Source organism: Sphingobacterium puteale, assembly GCF_050986225.1.
GTDB classification, from domain to species: domain Bacteria; phylum Bacteroidota; class Bacteroidia; order Sphingobacteriales; family Sphingobacteriaceae; genus Sphingobacterium; species Sphingobacterium puteale.
The window spans coordinates 2,171,801-2,196,322 of record NZ_CP158959.1; the positions used below are offsets into that span (position 1 = coordinate 2,171,801).

General features: G+C 41.3%; 17 protein-coding genes. 14 read left to right on the forward strand and 3 right to left on the reverse strand.

Annotated features, from left to right (window positions below):
* Nucleotides 1-85: 85 nt before the first annotated feature.
* From ABTV71_RS08895 to ABTV71_RS08905, 3 genes are all read left to right on the forward strand, one after another.
* Nucleotides 86-2,146, forward strand: coding sequence for a RagB/SusD family nutrient uptake outer membrane protein (locus ABTV71_RS08895; RefSeq protein ID WP_433902953.1), 2,061 nt, complete (start codon nt 86-88; stop codon nt 2,144-2,146).
* 93 nt (nt 2,147-2,239) lie between these two features.
* Entirely contained in the window at nt 2,240-3,052 is an 813-nt protein-coding gene (locus tag ABTV71_RS08900; protein WP_433902954.1) for a DUF3823 domain-containing protein, read from the forward strand.
* 172 nt (nt 3,053-3,224) lie between these two features.
* Entirely contained in the window at nt 3,225-5,402 is a 2,178-nt protein-coding gene (locus tag ABTV71_RS08905) for a hypothetical protein (RefSeq protein ID WP_433902955.1), read from the forward strand.
* Between the two features lie 272 nt (nt 5,403-5,674).
* On the opposite strand, the gene ABTV71_RS08910 is transcribed toward ABTV71_RS08905, so the two are convergent.
* Nucleotides 5,675-6,442, reverse strand: a complete 768-nt coding sequence (locus tag ABTV71_RS08910) for a response regulator transcription factor (RefSeq protein WP_433902956.1) — start codon at nt 6,440-6,442, stop codon at nt 5,675-5,677.
* 2 nt (nt 6,443-6,444) lie between these two features.
* Complete coding sequence (locus ABTV71_RS08915; protein WP_433902957.1) at nt 6,445-9,600, reverse strand: ligand-binding sensor domain-containing protein; 3,156 nt, start codon at nt 9,598-9,600, stop codon at nt 6,445-6,447.
* A gap of 173 nt (nt 9,601-9,773) precedes the next feature.
* Here ABTV71_RS08915 and ABTV71_RS08920 point away from each other — a divergent pair, with 173 nt between their 5' ends.
* The 4 genes from ABTV71_RS08920 to ABTV71_RS08935 all read left to right on the forward strand — a co-directional run bounded on the left by ABTV71_RS08920 (nt 9,774) and on the right by ABTV71_RS08935 (nt 16,157).
* Nucleotides 9,774-10,937, forward strand: a complete 1,164-nt coding sequence (locus ABTV71_RS08920; protein ID WP_433902958.1) for an aldose epimerase family protein — start codon at nt 9,774-9,776, stop codon at nt 10,935-10,937.
* A 158-nt stretch (nt 10,938-11,095) separates the two neighbouring features.
* On the forward strand, nt 11,096-13,141 hold the full coding sequence (locus tag ABTV71_RS08925) for a beta-L-arabinofuranosidase domain-containing protein (protein WP_433902959.1): 2,046 nt from the start codon (nt 11,096-11,098) through the stop codon (nt 13,139-13,141).
* 29 nt (nt 13,142-13,170) lie between these two features.
* Nucleotides 13,171-15,015 (forward strand): glycoside hydrolase family 2 protein, encoded by a 1,845-nt coding sequence (locus tag ABTV71_RS08930; RefSeq protein WP_433902960.1) that lies wholly within the window; start codon nt 13,171-13,173, stop codon nt 15,013-15,015.
* A 50-nt stretch (nt 15,016-15,065) separates the two neighbouring features.
* Nucleotides 15,066-16,157 (forward strand): family 43 glycosylhydrolase, encoded by a 1,092-nt coding sequence (locus ABTV71_RS08935; protein ID WP_433902961.1) that lies wholly within the window; start codon nt 15,066-15,068, stop codon nt 16,155-16,157.
* Between the two features lie 109 nt (nt 16,158-16,266).
* On the opposite strand, the gene ABTV71_RS08940 is transcribed toward ABTV71_RS08935, so the two are convergent.
* On the reverse strand, nt 16,267-17,214 hold the full coding sequence (locus tag ABTV71_RS08940; RefSeq protein WP_433902962.1) for an alpha/beta fold hydrolase: 948 nt from the start codon (nt 17,212-17,214) through the stop codon (nt 16,267-16,269).
* A gap of 308 nt (nt 17,215-17,522) precedes the next feature.
* Between ABTV71_RS08940 and ABTV71_RS08945 the strand changes: the two genes are divergently transcribed.
* The 7 genes from ABTV71_RS08945 to ABTV71_RS08975 all read left to right on the forward strand — a co-directional run bounded on the left by ABTV71_RS08945 (nt 17,523) and on the right by ABTV71_RS08975 (nt 24,429).
* A complete protein-coding gene (locus ABTV71_RS08945) occupies nt 17,523-19,034 on the forward strand; it encodes an ankyrin repeat domain-containing protein (protein WP_433902963.1) in 1,512 nt (503 codons plus the stop codon).
* 4 nt (nt 19,035-19,038) lie between these two features.
* Complete coding sequence (locus ABTV71_RS08950; protein WP_433902964.1) at nt 19,039-19,524, forward strand: DUF2271 domain-containing protein; 486 nt, start codon at nt 19,039-19,041, stop codon at nt 19,522-19,524.
* A gap of 5 nt (nt 19,525-19,529) precedes the next feature.
* A complete protein-coding gene (locus tag ABTV71_RS08955; RefSeq protein ID WP_433902965.1) occupies nt 19,530-21,728 on the forward strand; it encodes a PepSY domain-containing protein in 2,199 nt (732 codons plus the stop codon).
* Nucleotides 21,729-21,769: 41 nt separating this feature from the next.
* Entirely contained in the window at nt 21,770-22,756 is a 987-nt protein-coding gene (locus ABTV71_RS08960) for an FAD:protein FMN transferase (RefSeq protein ID WP_433902966.1), read from the forward strand.
* 221 nt (nt 22,757-22,977) lie between these two features.
* The gene (locus ABTV71_RS08965; protein WP_220700129.1) at nt 22,978-23,535 is read left to right on the forward strand and encodes an RNA polymerase sigma factor; all 558 of its coding nucleotides are present in this window, start codon (nt 22,978-22,980) and stop codon (nt 23,533-23,535) included.
* 10 nt (nt 23,536-23,545) lie between these two features.
* Nucleotides 23,546-23,884 carry a hypothetical protein gene (locus ABTV71_RS08970; RefSeq protein ID WP_077436740.1) on the forward strand — a complete coding sequence of 113 codons (339 nt, stop codon included), beginning with the start codon at nt 23,546-23,548 and terminating at the stop codon, nt 23,882-23,884.
* Nucleotides 23,885-24,135: 251 nt separating this feature from the next.
* The gene (locus tag ABTV71_RS08975; RefSeq protein WP_433902967.1) at nt 24,136-24,429 is read left to right on the forward strand and encodes a hypothetical protein; all 294 of its coding nucleotides are present in this window, start codon (nt 24,136-24,138) and stop codon (nt 24,427-24,429) included.
* Nucleotides 24,430-24,522: the final 93 nt, after the last annotated feature.

Consider the following 24,522-nt stretch of genomic DNA (forward strand, 5'->3'; position numbering starts at 1 on the left):
CAATGAAACCGTCATGATTTATTCAATCATATTGGGAATGAATAAATCTGATAGCTTCATTACAATTGAAAAGCAATTTATACAGATGAAAAAATTACTCATTATATTATCATTAGCTGGCTCAATCGGACTAACGGGTTGTGCCGATCTGGATATTACGCCCAAAAATGTGGTTACAGATCAAGATCTGTTGAGCTCGCCCGCCGGTATGGATATTTACATGGCCAGGATGTATAGCCTAATGCCTTTCGAAGATTTCAAGTATATGGCACAATGGGGTATAGAATTTAATGGTTGGCTGGCTGCCATCGGTATTGAAGGAACTGGGGAAGCTGTGACCAGGGATGGCATCAGCACTTCTTTTACAGGTGAAAGGACAGCCTATTGGGAAAGAGCATTCGAATTACTTCGGGATGCGAACCATTTAATCGAGAATTTACCCAATTACAAGGACAAGTTTTCTGAGGATCTTTACAATCATTATTTAGGTGAAGGATACTATGTTCGGGCAACAGTATTTTACGCCATGGCACGACGCTTCGGTGGTGTACCATTGGTCACCAAAGTCTTACAATATCCAAATACCTCAGCTAATCTGGAAATTCCCCGTTCGAGTGAAGAAGATACCTGGAACCAGATCCTTAAAGATTATGATGAAGCGATCAAATTAATGCTTCCAAAAAGTCCCAAAACAGGTTACTCCAATAAATTTGTGGCGCTTTCTTTTAAATCCGAAGCCATGCTCTATGCGGGAAGTGTGGCTAAATACAATGAAACTGTTTCCGGCCGCCTGACAGGTCTCGGAAGGAAAACGGGGGTGCGGGTTATCGGTTTTGATGCCGCTACAGCAAAAGCTGCTTCGCAAAAGTATTTTTCGGAAGCCTATGCTGCTGCCCGACAAGTAATAACAGCAGGTGGCTATTCTCTGTATAAAAAGAAATGGACAGCGAACGATAAAGAGGCACAATATCAAAATATGGTGGATATGTTCAGTGACCTCAGTAGTCCTGAAAATATCTACGTCAAGGAATATGTCTATCCGACCTTGACACATAGTTTTGATGCCTTTAGCTCGCCTTTCACTTTTAGATCACCACTTTCTGCAGGCACCTGTCCTACGGTGGATTTTATGGAATTGTTTGATGGATTTGACAAATATGCTGACGGAACCGTCAAAGTGACCACCGGACAGAACAATAAGGAGGGCGAATATAAGCTGTATGACAAACCGATGGACTTCTTTAAAAATGCGGAACCCCGTCTGCGTGCTTATGTTATTTTTCCCGATGATATCTTCAAGGAAAGAAAGATGGATATACGGGCCGGGATTTATACCGGTCAAACACCTATAAAACCTTTGTTTACAGATTATTCCTATGCTACAGCGGATACGCGTTATCAACAGCTGGGTGCTTATACCGGTTCACCAAAGACCTTGTATCTAAGTCCAAGAGATGGCAGTGGTCAGCAAACGGTGGATTATAATGGACAAAAAATGAATGCTGCCGGAAACGAAGGGCCGTTCTTCGATAATGGGGAAGCGACATTAACAGGTTTTTATGTGCGTAAATGGCTCAACACAAATCCGGCAAAAGAAGTTGGAGAAGGAAAATCTGATCAGCCCTTTATTTTGATGCGTTATGCTGAGGTCTTATTAAACGCTGCCGAAGCAGCCGTTGAACTAAAAATGCTAGGTGCGAATCCTGCCGATGGAAGCGACCCTTTACAGACAGCGACAGGCGCTGTCAATGAGATTCGCACGCGCGCGGGAGCGGATTTATTAACAGGCACCATTACCGGTGATAATACCGGAAGAGATATTGTCAGAAGGGAACGTCGCAAAGAACTCGCATTTGAGCATAAGGCGAAATGGGACTTACGTCGCTGGCGGGTATTGCATTTTGAAGGCCGGGATGGTTTCTGGGGAACACAAAAGGATAAAAACCTATACAGTAATAATGAGAACTTTAGATTCAGAGGATTGTATCCATTTTTTTCCACCTCAACAGGTAAATACTTCTTTGATGCACGATTCCAATGGGTAAGTACCAAAACATTCCGGTACACACCTGTAGACTATTATTTTGAAATTCCCGGTGGAGAGGTGGCTAAAAGTCCAGTGATCGACCAACAACCCAACCGATAAATAAGTATGCTGTGCTGCGAGCGTGAATGCGCCAAGCACGTTTTACCTGTGCGGGGTGAATTTCTAATATTAACGTATAATGAATTACAAGAAATGAAAAATAGTATTTTTGGTGCGATAGGCATATTATGTATGCTGAGTTCGTGTAGCCTCTTTGAGGCAGATAATTATGAAGCCCCTTCTGTGGCATTAAAAGGAATTGTCGTTGACGCACAGACTGGTGAACCTATATTGACCGATCAGGGCAGTGAAGGTATCCGTGTCCGATTGACAGAGCTTAGCTGGGGAGATAATGTGGAGCACAACCCTGACTTCTATTGCATGCCCGATGGAACATTTCAACATACCAAATTATTTAAAGGTAATTATAACATCACCGTAGACGGGCCTTTTATACCATTGGTGCGTACAGACGGTGATGGCAAGGTGCTGTCAGATGACAGCAAAAACATGGAGCTGAATGGTTCACATGAGATCAAGATGGAGGTGCATCCTTTTCTCAAAGTAGAATGGGTAGGAAACCCTGTTGTCGAAAACGGAAAGGTAAAAGCCAAGGTAAAGATTACCCGTGCCATAACCGAACAGTTTTTTCGAGATAAGATCGAGCCTCTAGGAAGTTATAGTCCTGATTTTTTGAATGTCACGGATATACAGTTCTTTGTGAGCTACTCCTCCACGGTAGGATATAGGGCACGCGATGAACGATGGTCCAGCAAAATCGAGTATGGTGGCGACAGCTTTAACGCGAAATTGGGCCAGGTTATTGATCTTGAATCTATTGGTGAAATCCCAAAAGGTCGCACGGTCTTCATTCGGGCGGCATCACGAATTAATTACGATACCCCCCGTGGAACAGGTACCCGTAGGTGGAACTACAACGAAGCCAAGCGGGTAGATATTCCATAAGGGAATCTACAACCATGTTGAGCCGGTCTGTTTAAAAGATCAATGTTGCAGTTGGATTTTGAATAAGACTGGTTCAGCTGGTAGACCAATAAACATGATAAAATCATATTGCATAGTATAAAAAATGCAGAAGTAAACGATAAGTAATAGCAATGGAAATAAACAATAGATTATGATTAAAACGAATATACTCGCTTTATTGACGCTGACGACGCTTCCTGTGTTCGCTCAAAGAAAAGATCCCGTAAAGACGACATTTCAGAGTTCCAGAGAATGGCGCCCGACCATTGACAACCGGGCGGACGCGGTGATGGTCTATGGAACAGGGGGGAATCCATCTGACAAGTCTCGAAAGATTCCATTTGAAGAGCGCGTGAAATCTTGGCGTGATAAGGGATATATTACCCATTTTATGACCGGGATTGCCTGGGGCGAGTATCAAGATTACTTTACAGGAAAATGGGATGGAAAGATGCACTTGGATGAGGGGCAAGTTGACGTAAAAGGTGATACCATCTGGCATGGTCATATGGTTCCCTATATTGTTCCTACAGCAAATTATTTAAAGTACATCAAAGAGCTGCATGTTAAGCGGGTTATTGATGCTGGGATTGACGCCATATTTATGGAAGAACCGGAATTCTGGGCACGCGCGGGTTACAGTGAATCATTTAAGAAAGAATGGAAAAAGTACTATGGTTTTGAGTGGCGACCGCAGCATGAATCGCCAGAAAATACTTACTTATCGAATAAATTAAAGTATGCTTTATACCTCAATGCACTGAATGAAGTCTTTACCTATGCGAAGTCGTACGGGAAAACCAAGGGAATGGACGTAAAATGCTATGTGCCCACGCATTCCTTGATCAACTATTCGCAGTGGATGATCGTCAGTCCTGAAGCGAGTTTGGCTTCGCTTCCGTGTGTGGATGGTTATATCGCGCAGGTATGGACAGGGACTTCGCGTGAACCCAACTATTTTAATGGTGTCGCGAAAGAACGTGTTTTCGAAACTGCTTTTCTGGAGTACGGTGCAATGGAATCTATGACCGCACCCACCGGACGAAAGATGTTTTTCCTGACGGACCCGATCGAAGATTGGCCGCGAGATTGGGCCGATTATAAGAAAAATTACCAAGCTACGTTCACAGCGCAGCTGCTATATCCGAATATCGCTGATTATGAAGTGATGCCCTGGCCCGAACGTATCTATGAGGGACTGTATAAGACAAGTCCCGATAGCGACCAAAAGGAAAAAATACCGCGGCATTATTCGACTCAGATGCAGATAATGATCAATAGCCTGAATAATATGCCAAAAACGGCAAGTCAAGTTTCCGGATCGACAGGAATTAGTGTCCTGCTGGCAAATTCGTTGATGTTTCAGCGTTTTCCGACGCATGCCGGATATGACGATCCACAACTGGCCAACTTTTACGGTCTTGCTCTTCCTTTTCTAAAACGTGGGGTGCCCATAAAAACAGTTCATCTGGAGAATTTAGGAATTAAGGATGCTCTGGCGGAGACGAAGGTACTCCTAATGTCTTACTCCAATATGAAACCCCTAGCTCCCGAAGCGCATCAGTACCTTGCAGATTGGGTGAAAAATGGTGGTGTTCTGATTTATTGCGGTACCGATCTCGATCCTTTTCAATCGGTACAGGAATGGTGGAACACCAATGGCAAACAGTACCAGCGGCCATCGGATCATCTATTTGAGAAAATGGGGCTGAAGACCGGTATGGCAGAAGAGGGGAAATATAATTACGGAAAAGGTACTTTTTATGTGTTACGATCAGACCCCAAAGAATTTGTGGTCAAACCCGATAACAGCCTCAAACTGTTGGACGTGACGAAGAGCCTTTATGAAAATAATCCTAAATCCGAAAAGTTGCAATTTAAAAATTATTTTACGTTGACGCGCGGTAATTACGATCTGATTGCCGTATTGGATGAAAGTGTGAGCAATGATCCTTATCAGGTGAAGGGAAATCTAATTGATCTTTATGATCCGGCTCTGCCCATTGTTACTTCCAAAAATATCCAGCCGAATGAACAGGGGCTGTTTGTGAATATAGATCATATAAAAAACAAACAACAGCCACAGGTACTGGCCTCGGCAAGCCGTATTTACGATGAAACATCGGCTGGGCATCATTATTCATTTACTGCAAAAAGCCCGATTAATACCACAAACATTTCTCGGATATTATTACCTGGTAAGCCAATGAGTGTTCTTGTGAATAAAAAAGAGGAATTTTTGGAAGCAAATTGGGATACGAAAACAAAAACGTATTTGCTGGGATTTGAAAATAATCCCGATGGTGTACGTGTAGATATCAAATGGTAATAGGTTAGATGCTCGATTTTCAGATTAAGGAGAGGATAGCAAGATTGATTTTGTAAACTAGAGATTAATTATACGTTAGTTGCCATACCTGGAAAAAAATAAGAACCATATTCCCCGTGAATTTGGTTCTTATTTTATAGTCGCATTTAAGAGCGATCTCCAGTGAATCTGGGTAAGTTTCTGCCCCTATCCGGCAATATACAGCCGATGATTTGATTTTCAGGATGTAAATTTAATCTGTATCAAAATGAAAGCCGCTGTTTGATAGTTTACTATTTCAATTGCGAGTCTTGGAATTCGGTTGGGCTGAGTCCAAATTGTTTTTGGAAATTTCGGGAGAAATGTGTGGCTGAACTATAACCTAATAAATTTGAAATTTCATAGACTTTGTATTGTCTTAAACTAAGTAACTCTGCCGCTTTTCGAAGCCTTGTCAGGTTAATCAGTTCATTTGGCGACAGGCTTGAGACCAGATTTATTTTTCGATATAAGGTGGGCCGACTCATGCAGAGAATGTCTGCCATACGGTCTACATTAAATTGTGGATCATCCAGATGTTCCATTATGATTTCTTCGATCTTGAGCAGGAAATCCTGATCACTTTGATTTTGACCGATTTGCTGTATCTGGGACATCGGATTCTTGATGAAAAATTCCTTGACCTTAATCCTGTTTTTTAGCAAGCTAGCAATTTGAGCTCTTAAAAAAGCAGGCGAAAATGGTTTTTCGATGTATGCGTCAGCACCATATTCTAAGCCTTGGATTTTTGATTCTATGCTATTTTTTGCCGTCAGTAAGATGACGGGAATATGTGCATAAGCAATATCTTCCTTGATTTTCTGGCAAAGCTCATAGCCATCCATTTCGGGCATCATCACATCACTGATGATTAAGTCGAAATATTCCGACGCGAGTAAATTTAAGGCCTCATTTCCATTTGTACTGGTGGTAATATGGTAATCTTCATTAAGGTCATCTGCGATAAATTCAAGTAATTCAGCATGATCATCTACTACTAATAAATTGGCTTTTGCATTCATAATCATTGGTTTGAACTGTGGTTTAGCGGTAACGTCAAACGGAATACATTCCATCGTGAACTTTCGACTTCAAATACTAGATTGCCCTGATGTTTTAATGCCAAGGATCTTGTCAATGCTAATCCTAAACCACTTCCGGGAATATTCTTATTTTGTTTTAAGCGATTGAATGGTTCAAAAATTCGTTCCCTTTCTTCTGAAGGAATTAAATCACCGTCGTTTTTCACGGTCAATATAGCAATATTTTTCTGTTTCTCCGCTGCTAAATTCACTTCAATATCCTTTAATGAGTATTTTAAGGCATTATTGAACAGGTTATAACAGATTTTATCAAAAGCATCTATATCAATGTACCCCATGATATCGGGAGCGATGGTGACCGTCATGTTTCTTCCCATGGCTTGAACCGTCACACTGAAATCATTGCTGATTTTTTGTACTGCCTGACTAATGTTTTCCAGCTCAAAATGTAATTTAAAGCTTTCCGTTTCGACTTGCCTAAAATCCAGCAACTGGTTACTGAGAGCAATCAATTTTTCGGTATTGTTCTGCATGGTCGTCAAGAGCTTGTCTGTTATTGGATTATGTTCGACCTTGTCCATAAGTTTTTCCAAGGGCGCTTTAATCAAGGTTAATGGTGTACGTATTTCATGGACTACATCCGTGTAAAAATTGATTTTTGAGCGATAGAGCTCTTGTTCGCGAAGATTTTGAACGGTCAGTAAATGTTGACGGTTTCGTTGTTTTATCTTTTCATTAAAATGATAAATAATAAATATAATAAGCGCGATAAGAATAAATGCATAACAGATGTAAGCAGGTATACTTGCCCAGATCGGGGGAAGAATAACAATTTTAAGACTTGCAGACGTAGGAATAACATTTCCGTTGGGATCTTCAGCTTTAACCGTAAAAATATAGTCTCCCGGTGCAAGCTTGGTGAAATAAGCCCGTTGATTGCTGGTGATATCAACCCAGTTATTATCTAGGCCTTCCATCTTGTAACTGTAATGGATAGAATGGGGGGCTTGGTAATGCAGTGCGGCAAAATCAAGACTAAAGGATGATTCATCGTGTTTCAATTGAATTTTATCCGTGAATAGGATGGATTTGGAGAGTATATTGCCATCAGTATACTGGTTAATCGCTTTGTTATTGATATAGAGGTTTGTGATATAGATCGGAATTCCTGTATTATAACTGATCTGATTGAGTTTTTTTGGATCAAAACGGATTAAACCGTTGATCGTGCCAAAATAAAAATTGCCCTGCCCATCATTAAAGGAGGAATTGTAATTGAACTGGATGGACGGTAAGCCCGATTCTAAGTTAAAAATCCTTTTTTTTCCATTCGACAAATGATAACGGACCAGTCCTTTGGAGGTGCTTACCCAGAGGTTATTTTGCTGATCCTCAAGAATAGCCAGGATCACGTTGCTGGGCATACCTTCATGTATGCCTATTTTTTCAAACCCGTTACCTGTAGGCTGCTTTTTGGCCATTCCGCCTTCTGTAGCAACCCAGATCTGTTTTTGGGAGTCTTCAAATAGACTATTGATTCGGTTGTTTGGTAGGGAAGTTTGATCTTCCTTATTATGCGTATAATGCTTGAAAGCTCCTGTAGTCGGATTGAAGTAGAATAAGCCATCCCTCCAGGTGCCTAACCAGATATTTCCCTGTTTATCTTCAAGCACGGTTGTGTAAAACATATATTCGGGAACGTTTCGGAGGATATGAAAAGATTTACTGGAGAAATTAAAACGATACAAACCACGGGTGGAAGCTGCTAAAATCTCTCCCTTCCTTGTTTTATACAGATAAAAGAGGAAATTGCTCTGTAGATCGGTGTTGGAATAACTATTTCGATCAATGTGGTAAACAACTTTTTCTTGTCCGGGATCAAAAATATCCAGTCCGTTGACAAAAGTACCGACCAATATTTTATTGTCAAAGGGTAGAATTCCATGAATATTATTGTTTGCCAGATTTCCCTGTTTTTCAGAGAAATTTTTGATTTTTCCGGAAATAGGGTCTAGTTTGGACAAACCGCCATTTTCAGTGCCGATCCAGACATTGCCTGTAGGGTCTTTGGTAATGATACGTACGACAGATCCCTTTAAGCTACCGGGTTTATCCTGAGGTAAAAATTTTTCGATTATGCTGTTATTCTTATGATAGTAATTAACACCACCAAAATACGTCCCAAGCCAGATTCCTCGATCCCTGTCCTGGAGAATGTTATAAACGGCATTGTCAGAAATACCCCATGGGTTCTCCTGTTCTTTTTGAATATTGATAAAACTTTGATCCGCAATTTGATAAATGAAAAGCCCGGATTCAGTTGCAAACCAATACTCGGTATCATTCGGCTGAAGGATATCCCTGACATAGAGAAATTGCTCTAAGCGGTCTGGGCCTAAGATGGATTTTAAGCTTTTTTTCGTTAAATCGTATATATAAACGCCAGATTTGGAAGTGCCGATCAATAACTCCCCTTTACGGTTCTCCGTTATTTTTTCGATACTGAACCAATCCTTTGCACCATATTTTAATTGAAAGTCTAATAGGAGAACTGGTTCGTCGGCATTATTGATCCGGAAAATTTTTCCTTCCGGAGTACCAAAGAAAATAGTTCCATTTTTCGTGCAACTGACTGCCGTAATATAGAGATCTGATCTGGTAATTTGTTTAATTTCGTTGCTGATCAGATGATGGTAATAGAGCATACCGTTCGATATAAACCAGATTCGTTTTTTTTGATCTGTAATGATAACGGGTACATCCGAATTTTCGAACTGTTTACTTAACAACCTAAACTGTTCATCAATGGGGTTGTAACAGTAGATTCCTTGGTCGGTGCCAATCCAGATCCTTCTCCTGAAATCTTCTTTCAGGGAGATGATATTGTTGCCTCCTAAGCTGTTTTTTTCAGAGGTGGAGGCGTCAAAATGTTTGAAACTATTTCCGTCAAATCGGTTCAGACCATCTTTAGTGCCAAACCAGAGAAATCCGTAACTATCTTGCATACTACAGATCACTGCATTGTTTGAAAGCCCCTCATTAATCTGATAATGGTTAAAATAATAAGGCTGTGCCCGGATCAGCAAAGGAGACAACAGCAAGAAAAATAAAAAATGCAGCGGCTTGAGGTTGATCATGATCATTTGGTTATTGATACAAAATAGCTTAAAATTGAAACAATTTAATCCCAAAAAAATAAAAAAAAATTGGATTTTAGTATCTGTATTGTAACCAATAAAATTATAAAAAATATAGATAACAACGCACGTTGTCATTCCATAAAGATTATAAACGATTTAAATCATAATAAATGAAAGGAAAATTGCTGTTGCTGGGTATTTCCGGTATACTGACTTGTTGTTGTCTGTCTTGTCAACAGACGAATAGTTCAAAAGGTTCCCCAAATGATACGATTGCAGCCTTGATGGACACTGCATCATTTAGTACAACAATCGATACCAAAAAAGTCTATTTATACGAATTGACCAACAAAAATGGTGTACAGGCCTATTTTACAAATTTTGGTGCACGTATTGTCGGTCTGTGGGTGCCTGACCATACGGGTAAATTGTGTGATGTTGTTTTGGGATTTTCTAAAGCCGTTGATTATAATAACCCCAAAGAACCATTTTTTGGAACGATTGTAGGGCCTTTCGGAAATCGTATCGCAAAAGGAAAATTTAAGCTGGATGGCAAGGACTATACGCTGGCGGTCAATAATGGACCTAATACATTGCACGGCGGCTTTAGAGGCGTACATTTTGCGCATTGGACCCTGAAGAAGTCGGACCCTTCATCGCTTACTTTTGCGTATACATTACCCGATGGGCAAGAAGGGTTCCCGGGAAATATTCAGATGGAAGTTACCTACACACTCAATGACAGCAATGAATTGATGATCACTTATCGGGCTGAAACCGATAAAAAGACAGTGATCAATTTAACAAATCATGCTTATTTTAATTTGAACGGCGAGGGTAGCGGAACAATTTTAGACCATCAGCTTCAATTGTTTGCCAATCAATATACGCCCGTCGACAGTACTTTGATACCTACGGGACAATTGGCCGAAGTAAAAGGAACACCGTTTGATTTTACCTCTCCCAAGACTATTGGAAAAGATCTCAATACCGATGACAGGCAGCTCACCTATGGAAAAGGATATGACCATAATTTTGTGTTGAGCAAGGAGAAAGAAGGTGAATGGTATAAGGCTGCACATGTCGTGGGAGATAAGTCTGGTATTATCATGGATATTTTGACCACCGAACCGGGGATTCAATTCTATAGCGGTAACTTTATGAATGAGCAAGTGCAGTTAAAAAATGGTAAAAAAGATTCGTTTCGGACAGCTTTCTGTTTAGAACCGCAGCATTTTCCGGATGCGCCAAATCAAGCCAGTTTTCCAACCACAATTGTAAACCCCGGAGAGATCTATCAAACAAAATCCCTGTATCGTTTTTCAATAAAATAGTATAGATTAATAATGATTGGTTTTGGAAGTACATCTCTATGGGGATGTGCTTTCTTCTTTTGATACAAATAGGCAGTTTTTTGAGAAAAATCAATCGTCCAACTCATTGATTAAACCTTATTTTTGGATAATCAGTTATAAAACTAATCAAGCCAATAATGACAAAAAAAATAGGTCTATTATCTTATTTAATTGGAATTTGTTTTCTAAGTTCAGCGCAGAGCAATGCCGTCGTCGCTGTTGATCAACTACCGGTAGAGGGTAAAAATCTAAACTATATTAACAACCGCTTGCCGTTAAAACAGAATGCCCTGCTAAAATTGCCTGTAGGAAGTATTGTTCCTCAAGGTTGGTTAGGAAAGTATTTGGAGTTACAAAAAAATGGTCTTACTGGTCACCTTGGTGAGATCAGTGCCTGGTTATCAAAAAAAAATAATGCCTGGCTGAGCGCAGACGGAAAGGGTGATTATGGCTGGGAAGAAGTTCCTTACTGGTTAAAAGGCTATGCAAATCTGGGCTATATTCTGAAAGATCCAAAAATAATCGCGGAGTCAAAAATATGGTTGGAGGCAGCCATGAAGAGTCAACGGCCAGATGGCTACTTTGGCCCCCTGATCCTGCGCAACAATAAACCCGATTTATGGGGAAATATGATTATGCTCTGGTGTCTACAATCCTATTACGAATATAGTGCTGATCAACGTGTGCTAACCTTAATGACAAACTACTTTAGATGGCAGGCGAGTTTGCCCGATAGCTTTTTTCTAAAAGACTACTGGGAAAATAGTCGCGGTGGGGATAATTTATTATCGGTCTATTGGCTTTATAATCGGACTCAAGGGAATGAATGGTTGATGGACCTCGCCGATAAAATCCATCGTAATACGGCCAACTGGAGGCAAAAAGATGACTTGCCCAACTGGCACAATGTCAATGTTGCACAATGTTTCAGGGAGCCGGCGACTTATTATCTCAAAAGTCAGTCCGCTGAAGATCTGAAGGCGACTTACAATAATTTTCACTTTGTCAGACAGGTATTTGGCCAAGTGCCGGGCGGAATGTTCGGTGCCGATGAAAATGCCCGTCCGGGATATACCGACCCTAGGCAAGGAGTCGAAACCTGCGGTATGGTCGAACAGATGGCCTCCAATGAGATCCTTCTGGGAATCACGGGCGATCCTTTTTGGGCAGATCATGCGGAAGACGTGGCCTTCAATACGTATCCGGCAGCGGTAACAGCTGATTTCAAAGCGCTACGTTATATCACTAGCCCCAATATGAGCATTAGTGATAGTCACAATCATGCTCCGGGCATTGATAACAACGGCCCGTTTTTGATGATGAACCCTTTTAGTTCACGCTGTTGCCAGCACAATCATAGTCAAGGATGGCCATACTATGCAGAACACCTGTATATGGCAACGAACGATAATGGCGTTGCTGCGGTACTTTATGCTGCATCCAACGCGGATATCAAAGTCGCAGATAACCAAAAAATTCAGATTCAACAAAGCTCCAATTATCCATTCGAAGAATCAATCCGTTTTGCAATAGGAACGAATGGAAAGGCTATTGATTTCCCATTCTACTTGCGGGTTCCTGCCTGGGCAAAACAGGCACAGGTCAAAATTAATGGAAAGACACAGAATGTAGCAGCTGGCGCGAAGTATATTCGGATTGACAGAAAATGGAAAGATGGAGATCAGGTTGAGCTTTTGTTGCCAATGTCCATTGAGTTGAATACCTGGACAACGAATAAAAATGCCGTGAGTATTCAACGGGGCCCATTGACCTATGCCCTAAAGATTAAGGAAAATTACGTACAAAAGGATAGTAAAGCTTCGGCAATTGGTGACTCAAAATGGCAGGAAACTGCTGATCCGACCAAATGGCCTTCTTACGAGATCCTTCCGGCAAGTGATTGGAATTATGGCCTTGTTCAAGATCAATTGCTTGCTCCGGATCAATTGAAAGTAGTCAAACGGGCCTGGCCAAAAGATGCCTTTCCATTTGAAGCAGATGCGGTGCCCATTTCTATTTTGGTAAAAGCGAAACGAATTGATGGTTGGAAAATAGATGAAAATGGATTGACAGGGGTATTGCCCTTGAGTCCGGTCGAAAGTCAGGCAGCCGTAAAAGAAGTTGAATTGATTCCAATGGGGGCGGCCCGTTTGCGTATCGCCGCATTTCCGACAGTAAAGTAATAAAAGATATAAATGATATAACGATTTTTATGATGAAGAAAACCTTGTTTTTTGCCAGTTTGATGATGGCTGCACAATTGAATTTTGCACAGGAATGGAAACCGGCTGGCGATCACATATTGACCTCATGGGGTGAAAAAGTGACTGTACATCAACCCCATCCGGAATATCCGAGACCACAACTGGTACGAACAAATAATTGGCAAAATTTAAATGGTTTATGGAAATATGCCATTACTCCTGTCAATGTGAAGGACATACCTCAACAATGGGATGGAGATATTTTGGTTCCCTTTGCGATTGAATCCGCACTTTCTGGAGTCGGTAAGGAAGTGGGTAAGGATAAGGCATTATGGTATACCAATACCGTTACCTTGGACAAGTCGGTCAATAAAAATAATGTCTTGCTGCATTTTGGAGCCGTGGACTGGCAATGTGATGTGTATGTAAATAGTCAACTGGTCGGTAGGCACGAAGGCGGTTTTGATCCTTTTTCAATGGATGTAACCCGTTTTCTCAAAAAGGGAGCCAAACAGGAAATCGCTATACGTGTATGGGATCCTACGGACGATGGTCCACAACCTAGGGGTAAACAGGTCAATCGTCCGAATGGTATTTGGTATACACCAGTTACCGGGATATGGCAAACAGTATGGCTGGAAAGTGTACCACAATCCTATATTGTGACTACAAAGCAGACGCCGCACTTGGATGAAGGAGTACTTGCCTTTCAAGCAACAGTAGCAGGTAGCCGGGCCGGAGATGAAATTAAAGTGCGGGCACTAAACGGGACTCAGGTTATTAAAGAACAGGTGGGGCAACCAAATACGCTTTTCGAGCTTGCCGTACCTAATTTGGTTGCCTGGTCGCCCAATAATCCGAAGCTTTATGATTTAGAAATTCAGTTAGTCCGCAAAGGGAAGGTCATTGACCAAGCAAGAAGCTATTTTGCGATGCGTAAAATTTCAATGGGAAAAGATGAAAACGGAATACAGCGGCTTCTATTGAACAACAAGTTTACCTTTCAATATGGACCACTTGACCAAGGCTGGTGGCCCGATGGCTTGCATACAGCACCTACGGATGAAGCGTTAAAGTTTGATGTGATCAAGACAAAAGAAATGGGTTTTAATATGATCCGTAAACATATTAAGGTTGAACCAGCGCGTTGGTACCGCTATTGTGACAGTATCGGTATGCTTGTCTGGCAAGATATGCCAAGTGGTGACCTGGGGGGAAATCATTGGGATATGCAACCAGGAAAAATATCCGGTGGAAATCGGGACAAAATACGTTCGCAGGAGTCTGAGGGCTACTATAGAAAAGAGTGGAAGACCATCATGGAAGTTTTGCATAATTATCCGAGCATTGTGATTTGGGTGCCTTTTAATGAAGCTTGGGGCCAGTTTAAGACAAAAGAGATTACCGAATGGACCATGGCCAATGACCCATCCCGATTGGTAAATAGCGCGAGTGGTGGTAATTTTATGGAGACGGGTCATATATTGGATATACACAATTACCCGGATGCAGCGATGCCGGATCCAAAATTATTTGGGGCTAACCAAGTGCTGGCACTTGGAGAATTTGGTGGATTGGGCCTTCCGATTGATGGCCACTCCTGGCAGCAAAAGGACAATTGGGGGTACCAGAGCTTTAAAAATAAAACCGAACTTCTCGAACGATATAAACAACTCATCCGTGATCTGACACGACTTATTCCAATGGGACTGTCGGCAGCAGTTTATACACAGACGACAGATGTTGAGGTGGAAACCAATGGTTTAATGACTTATGATCGTAAGGTGGTAAAAATGCCTGAAGCGGAATTAAATACAGCCCATCAGCCCTTATACCATGCACCAACAAAATAGTATTAAATGGACGCAATGAATGGAAATCGGGATAACATAAAATTGATGAAATGCTGCAGTCGACCTCATTAAAATATTGGAGTGGAGTTTTATGCCTGTGCCTGTTGAACTCATGTAGAAGTTCTTCAGGTTCAGTCACACAAACTGTTCAGACCGTGCGGTCCTCCGTTAAAAACAAGATTTACATAAATCCTGTCTTTGAACCGATACTTGCAGACCCTACAGTTATACGTAATCCACAGAATAAGTTATTTTATGCTTATGGAACAGCTGACAATTGGGGGGATGGTAAGGGGCAGCGTTTAGTTTCTATTTTGCAGTCAAAAGATCTGGTGCATTGGACCTGGATAGGGACGGCATTTTCAGTCAAGCCAAACTGGAAGCCGGAAGGTGGGATTTGGGCGCCGGATGTAGTGTTATTGAACGGGAAATATATGATGTACTATGCTTACTCCACCTGGGGCGATCCTAATCCCGGTATTGGGGTGGCAGTAGCGGACAAACCCGAAGGACCATTTTTGGATCAGGGCAAACTGTTCGATAGTAAATCGATCGATGTCCCCAATTCGATAGACCCCTATTTTTTCAGGGTAAATAACCAGAACTACCTCTTCTGGGGAAGTTTTAGCGATACCGCTGCGCAGGGGACCTATGGTGTACCTTTGGATGACAATGGTATGCAGGTACCCGATCTTAACAAGAAATTTAAGGTTGCAGCCGGTGATTTTGAAGCTGTGGTAATCCACAAAAGAAAAGGTTATTATTACTTTATCGGCTCAAAGGGCTCCTGTTGTGAAGGCGAAAAAAGTACTTACCATGTCCTCGTTGGCCGATCAAAAACTTTGAAGGGCCCTTACTTGGATCAGGAAGGCCGTGATTTGAGACAAAGGGGAAGTGGAACATTATTGCTGAAAGGGAATGATAAATTTGTGGGCACGGGGCATACCTCCCGGATTATAAGCGACGAGCAGGGCAATGACTGGCTACTTTATCACGCCATGGACCCCAAGCGGCCCCGTGTTTCTACAGGGGGAAATCGCCGCATGTTATTATTGGATAGGGTAATATGGAAAGAGGACTGGCCAATGATTGAAGGAGCAACAAGTAGTGTTGTGGAAAAGATCGCCCCTGTCTTTAAATAGTTCTTATTGACATTTGAAGGAAATAGGATTAATATTGCTATTGTATTTCCTCTCTACTAGAAATCCGTGGAGCTACAGTAATGGCTTAGCCCAAATACTTAGGCCACAATTAATGTAAATGCTGGTCAAGCCATTGATCAATGCATTTAAAAACATCTTCTCTGCAATCCTCGTTGAGTATTTCGTGGCGCATTCCTTTGTACAGTTTGATGGTAATATCCGTCTGTCCCTGCGAGCGCAGCTGAGTGGCCGCCTGTTCCACTCCCTTCCCAAAATCGCCAATAGGGTCATCTTGTCCGCTAATAAATAATAAGGGCAAGTTTTTCGGGATACCTTTTGTCAGCTTATTGTCTGTCGCACGTAGCGATAGACTTAATACCGTATAAAAGCCATTGTTGGTAAATAAGCCGCCACATAGCGGATCTTCGATAAAAGCAATTCGATTCGCTTTGTTGACACTCAGCCAATTGCAGTTATTTTGATTGGGCTCATTTTTAAATCCGGCATTATTACGCTGATCAAATATGCTGTTAATCAATCGGCTTCGTTTTTTAGGTGCAAAGGAGTTGAGAACTGCCAACAGCATACGAAAAGCGGTGGATCCCTTTTGTCGCGCGCCCGTCCCAACGATTATTGCCCCTTTAAAACGATCTCCTGCTTCTTGTAAGGCGCAACGGGTAACAAAAGATCCCATGGAATGCCCTAAAATAAAATGCGGTTGATCGGGATAGCTTTGTTGCAATAAAGTGCTCATTGTTAGCGCATCCTGCACGAGTTGTTCCGCTGGATCAGATTCTTGAAAATAACCTAATCCATTCGCATTCAAGGCCGTTTTCCCATGTCCCAGCTGATCATAGGTGAGTACAGCAAAACCACGGTTAGCCAGATGATCGGCAAGCATTTGATACCGGCCACTATGTTCCTGCATCCCATGAACAATCAATATTGTCCCTCGTACCTTTTGATTCTCAGGTTTAAATATATTATAGAAGAGTTTATGGCTTGGTTTACCCTCAAAAGAACTTATTGGAAAAAGATTGGACGATACCGTATTCATTCTGTTGCTTCCTTAGTGTTAGCTTAAACTAAGATAATTTTGTTGGATTTGCAAGTTGGGCTTGTCGGGTTTGGAAAAAAAGTCTAAAGAGGTATACGATGGGGAAATTTAACCCGTATTAATTTTTTAGTACCGGAATATTTTATAGATTTGCAGTAATTTAGAATTAATTTAAATAAGAGGTTGGTTCTTCGGTTTAATAATAGCATTTAGCTGAGGTTAGCAAGAGCCATCCGATATTCACAAACAGCTAGCGGGAATAGCTATTGTTCATGATGACTTCATTATCAATAAAAAATACGTTTCTAATGAAAAAGACACTTTTAGCAGCTTTACTTTTAGCGGTATCTTACGCACAAGCACAGACAAATTCTTTGATGAATGGTGAGTTTTGGAAAGGTAAACCTACTTTGGCTACAGTTAAGGAGGAAATTACAAAAGGAAATAGCCCTTCACAACCGAATGCGGCATCTTTTGATCCCGTAACGATGGCTATTTTAAATGGAGCTCCGACAGATGTTGTCAAATTCATGATTGAGCAAGAAGGAAATAGTGTTACGAAGAAAACACACCATAGCCGGAGCTATCTACATTGGGCTGCTTCAAGTGGTAATGCGGAGTTGGTGGATTATCTCATTGCAAAAGGCTCTGATGTAAACTACCAGGATAGTCATGGCTACCCGATCATCGCCTATGCTGCGTCGACAGGAAACACTAATATGGCTATTTATGATGCTTTATTCAAAGCCGGAGTAGACCCAAAACAAAAATATGAAGGTGGAGCCACGTTAATGATGCTGGCAGCTTCTGCTGATAAAGATCTAGCATTGACAGATTACTTTATCAAGAAGGGGCTTTCTATACAAGATAAAGATGAATATGGACGTACAGTAACAGATTATGCGGCGAAATTAGGTAACATGCCGTTGGTCGAAAAGTTTATCGACCGTGGTGTAAAACCGACAAACAATGCCTTGTTTTTTGCTACACAAGGATCTAGACAAGCATCAAATGGACTGGAGACTTATACCTATTTGGTAGAGAAACTTAAATTGGATCCTAAATTCATCAATAAAGACGGTGCGACTTTATTACATGCACTTGTACGCCGTCCAGATATGACGGTGATCAATTACTTTTTGAATAAGGAAGTTGATGTTGCAAAAGCAGATAACGAAGGCAATACAGCGCTTATGGTTGCGGCGAATGGCAAAGACGCAAAATTAGTGGAATTGCTACTTTCCAAAGCAAAGAATGTGAATGCTGTGAATGAAAAAGGTGAATCTGCATTGACCAAGGCGGTGGGTAATGGTACAGCTGAGATCGCAGCACTCTTGATTAAAAACGGTGCGGATGCCAAATTATTGGACAAGGATGGTAACAACTTAGCTGTTTACTGGTTCAATTCTTTTAGGGAGGCTCCGCAGAGTGGACGTCCGCAACAGGCTACGCAATCCAATAGCCCACAGGTAGATGATTTTAAAGAAAAGTTAGCTGTGCTTAAAGCGGGTGGACTGGATGTGGTCGCACCACAGAAAAACGGTAGCACACTCTATCATCTTGCCGTTGCTAAAGAAAGCACAAACCTCATTCAGAAAGCAAGTGAACTGGGGGTAGATATCAATGCTCAGGATAAAGAAGGAACCACAGCACTACATAAAGCAGCTTTGATTGCCAAAGACGATTCATTATTGAAAACATTGGTCGCTTTGGGAGCAAAAAAAGAACTGAAAACCGAATTTGATGAAACCGCATACGATCTGGCAAAAGAAAATGACTTTTTGTCAAAAGGAAATGTACAGTTGGACTTTTTAAAATAATAAGATGAATACTATAATTAAGATCGCACTGACCACACTTTTGTTTTCTACAGTTTCTGTCAGCACATTTGCCCAAACAGGTAAGTATAAATGTATGATCCAAATGAACGCCTATCAAGGAGAACGAGCTTATGTCGTTATTTCACTCATAAACCCGAAAGGAGCATACGAAAAAACACTTGCTGTATTGGGACCAGATAAACAATGGTATAATACATTGAAAGAATGGTATAAATTTCAGGCTAAAACCAAAGAAAAGCTGAGTGCAGTGACCGGTGCTTCCGTTGGTGGAGGCGATCGTGCGATGCGTACATTGGAAATAGACGAATCTAAATTCAACAAAGGGTATAAACTTCGCTTTGAATCTGCTGTCGAAGAACAGAAATATCATACCACAGATGTAGAAATCCCATTAACAAAAGAGGCTATCACTGAAAAAGCGAATGGTAAGGGATACATTAAGCTTGTCAAATTAAATAAAGTACAATAAAAAAAATGTTGGTATCTGTCTGGAGGTATGCACATTTAGCCTTAGCTCTTGTTTCTTCTGTTTTTTTACTTTTATTATCGCTCACGGGAGTAATTTTGGCCGTTGACGCTGTCAATGAAAAAGTACCGTCCTATCGAATAGAAAATATAGATTCTTTGGATCTTTCGCAGACCATTACCGGCCTGCGAAAGGTTTATCCCGAAATTATTGAAATTTCGGTTGACCACAATGAATTTGTGAGCATTGACGCCATAGATGCTGAGGGAAATACTGTAAAAGGGTATATTGACCCAAAAACCGGCAACTATCTGGGTGCGCAAAAGAACAAAACACAGTTTGTTCAATGGATTACGTCCCTGCATCGTTCCTTATTCTTAAAGGTGACAGGCCGAATTATTATTGGCATCGCTTCTTTTCTGCTATTTTTGATTACAATCTCAGGTTTGGTGCTGATTATCAAACGTCAACAAGGCGTTCGACATTTCTTTGCCAAGATCAATCGAGATTTCTTCGCACAATATTTTCATGTTGTTTCAGGGCGGTTGTTTCTGATACCCATTTTAATTTTGGCTTTGACGGGGACCTATTTATTTATGGTCCGAATCGAACTGTTGAAGAAGACAAACCAAACGGTTGAATATCCAGTGAAGGAAAATGAGACCGAGGAACGGACGATAACCGATTTTCCGATCTTCAAGAAAACGAAACTTAACGATGTCGTGAAGGTAGAGTTTCCTTTTATGGAAGGAGATCCTGACGAGTATTATATCCTCAAACTGAAAGACCGGGAGTTGACAGTAAATCAATTGAACGGTGCTGTACATAAAGAAGTCAAGTATCCCTTTACTGCACTTGCAGAACAATTTTCGCTCGATCTTCACACGGGTAAGACCAATATGATATGGGCCATCATTTTGGGGCTTGCATCATTGAATATTGTGTTTTTTATTTATACAGGTTTTGTCATTACCTTCAAACGTACGCGAACAAAGATCAGGAATAAGTATCAGGCGGCCGACGCTGAAATTATTATTTTGGTAGGTACTGAGAATGGAAGTACCTTGTTTTTTGCCAATCAGATTCACAAACAGCTGTTGGCGGACGGTAAAAAGTCACTTTTGCTCGGGATGAACCACTATCAGTGCTTTCCAAAAGCAAAACATCTTTTGCTGTTTACGTCCACCTACGGTCTAGGGACAGCGCCTTCCAATGCGACTCAGTTTGAAAAAAAGCTGTTAGCCTATCCACAGCAGCAAACGATTAATTTCTCTGTGCTCGGTTTTGGATCGAAAGCATATCCTGATTTTTGTGCTTATGCGTATACGTTAGACAAGTTGCTCGGCGAGCAAGCATGGGCGTCCCGACTGATAGACCCACATACGGTCAATGACAAAAGTGTTGATGAACTGATTTCATGGGTACATCATTGGAGTGAATATACCAATATTGCCTTGGCTTCTGCTCCAGCGATATACAGCTCGAAAGTTGTTGGATTGAAGAAATTTAAAGTGATTGCCCGATCAGCTGTTTCGGAGAGCAACAGTACCTTTACACTTTTATTAAAGCCACTTGGAAAAATAAAAGCACAGTCCGGAGATTTGTTGGCCATCTATCCGGCGCAGGATCAACGGGAACGTTTCTATTCCATTGGATGTAAGGATGGGATGGTTCAATTAGTCGTCAAGCTATTTCCTGATGGTTTTGGTTCGGGATTTCTATACCAACTAAAAGCTGATCAGGTTCTGGAGGCACGTGTCATGGTCAATCCAAGTTTTCATTTTCCAAAGGCAGCACCTGCTGTGGCCTTGATTGCAAATGGAACCGGTATAGCACCATTTTTGGGTATGATTGCGGAAAATCAGCATAAAATACCTGTCAAACTCTATGCAGGCTTCCGCAAAAAAAATGAAATGACGGCACAATACCTGGAATTTACCGACAAACAAAAAAAAATGGGGCAACTGAACGATGTACAGCTGGCTTTTTCACGTGAACAGCCGGGGCAGTACGTGATGGATCTGATCCGTCAGGATGGTAGATATTTTGTTGAATTGCTCGAACAGCAGGGTTGTATCTTATTATGTGGTTCACTCCGTATGCAACAGGATGTCGAAGCAACGTTAAACGAGCTACTGCTGGCAAGTGCAGGCAAATCGATCAGCGTCTACAAAGAAAATGGACAGATCCTGACAGATTGTTATTAAACATGACAATCTTATGCTATCATTTATTTTGACAATGTGTAATGAATTATTATAAGCAGTATCTACTGATTTCAATATTTTGGTTGATAGCCGCCGCTAACGGTTTTTCACAGGTAATGCTCAAAAAGCAGGTGACCCTTATGGGGTCTGTTTTTGAGATCACCCTAGTTGATCGGGATAGCGTACAGGCCAACCAGCATATTGTCGAAGTCATTGCAGAGATTGAACGTATCGAAAACCTGATTTCGGAGTGGCGTCCATATACGCAGATTTCGGAGGTCAACCGCAATGCAGGGATTAAACCTATTAAAGTTGACCGCGAAGTATTTGACCTGACCAAAAGGGCAATTCAATACAGCCGGAATTCACAAGGAGCCTTTGATATTAGCATTGTTGCTTTAGATAAAATATGGAAGTTTGATAGCAGTATGGATACGATGCCTTCTGCCGATGTGATCAGAAATTCGGTTGCCAAAGTTGGCTATAAACATATTGTTTTGGATAGTGCTGCTTCGACTATTTTCTTGGAACTTCCGGGTATGAAGATTGGCTTTGGCTCAATCGGAAAGGGGTATGCGGCGGATCGGGGAAGGGAGATCATGAAAGCCCGTGGAATCACTGCCGGAATCGTCAATGCTTCAGGAGATCTATCGACCTGGGGCAGCCAACCCAATGGTGAGCCCTGGAAGATTGGAGTGAATAACCCCTTCAAATCACATCAGATGGTCCGGGTTCTTCACTTAAATGAAATGGCGGTAGCGACCTCAGGCAGCTATGAAAAATATGCCGAAATCAATGGGAAACGTTATTCCCATATTATTAATCCCATCACCGGATATCCAGCTACCGGACTGACTTCGGTAACAATCTATGGACCATCGGCAGAAATAGCCAATGCCCTGAGTACGTCCATTATGGTACTCGGTGAAAAAGAAGGGAAAAAATTAATCCATAATTTTCCAAATTATCGTTTTATCTTTATTACAGACAAAGGGAAGGTTGTCTGGGATAAGCGGAAGCATGAGTAAATGAGTTCAGGAACACAGCTAAAAAACAAATTGTGAATGAATAATCACAAAGAAAGTGAATAACCGAGCGAAACTAGTTTATGAATGCCGCTTAAAACATACAGGCGATGAATAAATCTGATAGCTGTATCACAGGAACAAAATATACAGATGCAAATAATTTAGAGTAAAAGCGTTGTTGGTTCGTCTATGTAGCTATGGACATTGCATACCAAAATCATATGGCAGAAAAAAACTCCAGATCATTTACAGACATCGTCAAGACTTATGGGGGGCAGTTGCTGCGTTTTGTAAAAGGAAAGGTCAAAAAGACCGAAGATGCCGAGGATATCTTGCAGGAGGTCTGGTATCAATTCAGCCGTTTGACCAATATGGACGAACTTGAAAATGCGGGGGCATGGTTGTATGCTGTCACGCGAAACAAGATTACCGATAGCTACCGAAAAAAGAAAGATGAATCGCTTGATGATTTAATGGGGGATGGAGAGGAAGCTGACACTGCTTTCCCGATACGTCAGTTTTTGCTGTCCGATGATTCGAACAATCCTGAACTTAAATTATTCAAAGACATTTTCTGGGATGAATTGATGAAAGCCCTCGAAGAATTGCCCGAGAAACAACGTCGGGTTTTTATGCTCAATGAAATTGAAGATAAAACCTTACAGGAGATTGCCGACATGGAAAATGAAAATCTGAAAACGATCATAAGCAGAAAGGGCTATGCTGTAAAACATCTGCGTTTACGTTTGCGGAACTTGTATGAAGAATTAAAATTTTAAAAATAAAGCTATGAATAGAAGAATGAGAAGACAGGGAAAAGGTAAATTTGCTTTTGTGTTTGTTGCCATTATCATTGGAGTTTTCTTGCTGGTAGCCTTGTTGCAATATCTGTGGAATACATTGATGTGTGATATTTTCAGTTTAAAGGCAATCACGTATTGGCAGGCGTTTGGCCTGTTTGTGCTATCACGCATTCTATTTGGACGTGGATTTGGTAAGCCGGGAAGAGGCGGGTTCCGTAAAAATTTCCCCCCTGATATGGGCCGCCATGAAGATCTTTCAGAAGAGGAAAGGGAGCGCTTGCGGGAGGAATGGAAACGTCGTTTCAGTGGACGATGCGGATTCTGAAAAAAAGTAAATTTTTTAAAGTAAAAACCTGATACAGGCGTCTTCTTCTATAAAGGCGCCTTTTTTTATGCCAAAAGCTAAAGAAACACTGTAAAGGTAATGACAGGACGCGATGATCTGTTACTAGTGATATACAACAATTATACGGGTTGAGAAATTGACAACGAAAGAAGTATATCGGATAAGGAATAGGATTACCAATAGGTGGATTGACAGATTTTGGGTTTAAAGAACAATTTAATTAAAGAAAAATGAAAAATAAAATTCGATTTATATTACCACGCTTGATTGCATTGACGGTAATAGTGGGTTTAGCCAGCTTGATTATGGGAGCGATCTTTAAGCTGTTGTTGGTTGCAACGATCTTATTCGGAATAGGAAGCTTTGCAATGGCCAAAATGCGTAGGAGAGAAATGCATTCATTTAAAATGGACAGGGTTCCGGTCCATCCCGGAATGTACAGTGCGTCGAGGACGAATACTGCAATCGTTCCTTTACACAAACAACAACGCGTTAAGAATGCGACAATTGTTCCGGTATATTAATATCAGGACTTGGTATAAAACCAAATAACATAAAATAGCGGCAATAGTGAAGTCCCTTGGACTGCTCATTGCGCAATACACAATATTCATTAC